At 68.6% G+C, this 2,271-nt stretch carries 3 protein-coding genes; all 3 read left to right on the plus strand.

Annotated features, from left to right (window positions below; translation table 11 throughout):
- Nucleotides 1-451: alpha/beta fold hydrolase (locus tag AC097L_RS23230; RefSeq protein WP_479589109.1), on the plus strand; the 451-nt coding region annotated here is incomplete at its 5' end.
- 8 nt (nucleotides 452-459) lie between these two features.
- Nucleotides 460-1,878 (plus strand): 3-isopropylmalate dehydratase large subunit, encoded by a 1,419-nt coding sequence (gene leuC, locus AC097L_RS23235; RefSeq protein WP_479589111.1) that lies wholly within the window; start codon nucleotides 460-462, stop codon nucleotides 1,876-1,878.
- Nucleotides 1,871-2,271: 3-isopropylmalate dehydratase small subunit (gene leuD / locus AC097L_RS23240; RefSeq protein ID WP_479589110.1), on the plus strand; the 401-nt coding region annotated here is incomplete at its 3' end. The genes leuC and leuD, both read left to right, overlap by 8 nt.

The following is a 2,271-nucleotide window of genomic DNA, read 5'->3' on the forward strand; positions in this document are numbered from 1 at the left end:
TTACTGGCACTGGTTCTTTTTGATCCAGCCCGCGCCGTTGCCCGAGCGCCTGATCCAGGCCGACCCCGCCGCCTATATCCGCGATGTGATGGGCAGCCGCAGCGCAGGGCTGGCCCCGTTTGACCCGCGTGCGCTGGCCGAGTACACCCGCGCGCTGGCCCTGCCGGGCACCGCCCACGGCCTGTGCGAAGACTACCGCGCCGCCGCCAGCATCGACCTGGAACACGACCGCGCCGACCGTGCCGCCGGGCACCGCCTGCCGATGCCGCTGCTGGCGCTGTGGGGCGCGCAGGGCGTGGTGCACCGCTGCTTCCAGCCGCTGGCCGAATGGCAGCGCGTGGCCATGGACGTGCGCGGCGAGCCGCTGCACTGCGGCCACTACATCGCCGAAGAAGCGCCCGAGGCCCTGCTGGCCAAGGTGCTGTCCTTCCTGATGGGAGCCACGGTATGACGGCCCTTATGACCACCCGCACCCTGTACCAAAAACTCGTCGCCAGCCACACCGTGGCGGTGCTGGACGCACAGAACGTGCTGCTGTTTTGCGACCTGCACCTGATGAACGAATACACCAGCCCGCAGGCCTTTGCCGGGCTGCAAGAACAAGGCCGTGGCGTGCCCATGCCGGGGCAAAACGTGGCGGTGGTTAGCCATGTGATCCCGACCACGCCTACGCCTTGGCGGGTGATTACCGATGCCGCCCCGGCCCTGCAAGCCAGCAACCTGCAGCGCAACTGCGTGCAGCACGGCATCCCGCTGTTTGACACCAACGACGCGCTGCAGGGCATAGAGCATGTGATTGCGCCCGAGCACGGCATGGTGCGGCCCGGCATGGTGATTTTGTGCGGCGACAGCCACACCACCACCTACGGCGCGCTGGGGGCACTGGGCTTTGGCATCGGCACCTCGGAGGTGGAGCATGTGCTGGCCACCCAGACCCTGGTGTACCGGCTGGCGCAAGATATGCGCATCCGCATCGACGGCCAGTTGCCCGCGGGCACCACGGCCAAGGACCTGATCCTGATGGTGATCGGCCAGATCGGGGCCCAGGGCGCGCGCGGCTTTGTAGTGGAGTTTTGCGGCAGCGCCATTGCAGCCTTGTCGGTTGAGGCGCGCTTCACCCTGTGCAATATGGCGGTGGAGGCGGGCGCACGCGGGGCGCTGATTGCACCCGATGCCACGGCCATCGACTACGTGCTGGCCCGCGCGCCCGACATCCAGGGTGCGGTGCAAGATGGCGCACTGGCCCATTGGGCCACGCTGCACAGCGACCCCGGCGCGGTGTTCGATGTGGAACACCGCTTCGATGCCCGCAGCGTGGCACCGCACGTCACCTGGGGCACCAGCCCCGACCAGGTGGTGGCGATAGACGGCTGCGTGCCCCGGCCCGAGGCCCAACCCGAAGGCCCGGTGCGCCGCAGCACCGAGCAGGCCTTGCGTTACACCGGGCTGGCAGCAGGCGCGGCCATTGCGGGTACGCCGGTGCAGCACGTGTTCATTGGCTCCTGCACCAACGCCCGCATCGAGGACCTGCGCGCCGTGGCCGCCGTGGTGCGCGGGCGGCACGTGGCTGCGGGCGTGCGGGCCATGGTGGTACCGGGCTCGGGCGCGGTGAAGCAGCAGGCCGAGCGCGAAGGCATTGCCCAGCTGCTGCTGGACGCGGGCTTCGAATGGCGGCAACCCGGCTGCTCGATGTGCTTGGCGATGAACGGCGACCTGCTGGCACCCGGCGTGCGCTGCGCGTCCACCACCAACCGCAACTTCGAGGGCCGCCAGGGGCGCGGGGCCATCACCCATTTGATGGGCCCGGCCATGGCCGCCGCCGCCGCTGTGACCGGCTGCATTACCGATGTCCGCACCCTGGAGCTGCACCATGCTTGATACCACCCAGATCGAAGGCCGCATGGCCGCCATCCGCACCGAAAACCTCGACACCGACCAGATCATGCCCAAGCAGTTTCTGCACGGCATCGACAAATCTGGCCTGGCCCAGGGCCTGTTGTACGACCTGCGCTTTGACGGCCAGGGCCAGCCGCGCCCCGACTGCGTGCTGAACCAGCCCGCCTACGCCCATACCCGGGTGCTGGTGGCCGGGGCCAATTTCGGCTGCGGCTCCAGCCGCGAGCATGCCGTGTGGGGGCTGCAGCAGTACGGCATCCAGGCGGTGGTTGCACCCAGCTTTGGCGAGATTTTTTACTCCAATGCCATGAACAACCGCCTGCTGCTGGCCATGCTGCCGCAGGCGCAAATCGACGCACTGGCCCAGGATGCCGA

The sequence above is a fragment of the Rhodoferax sp. RT5P35 genome (assembly GCF_056521385.1).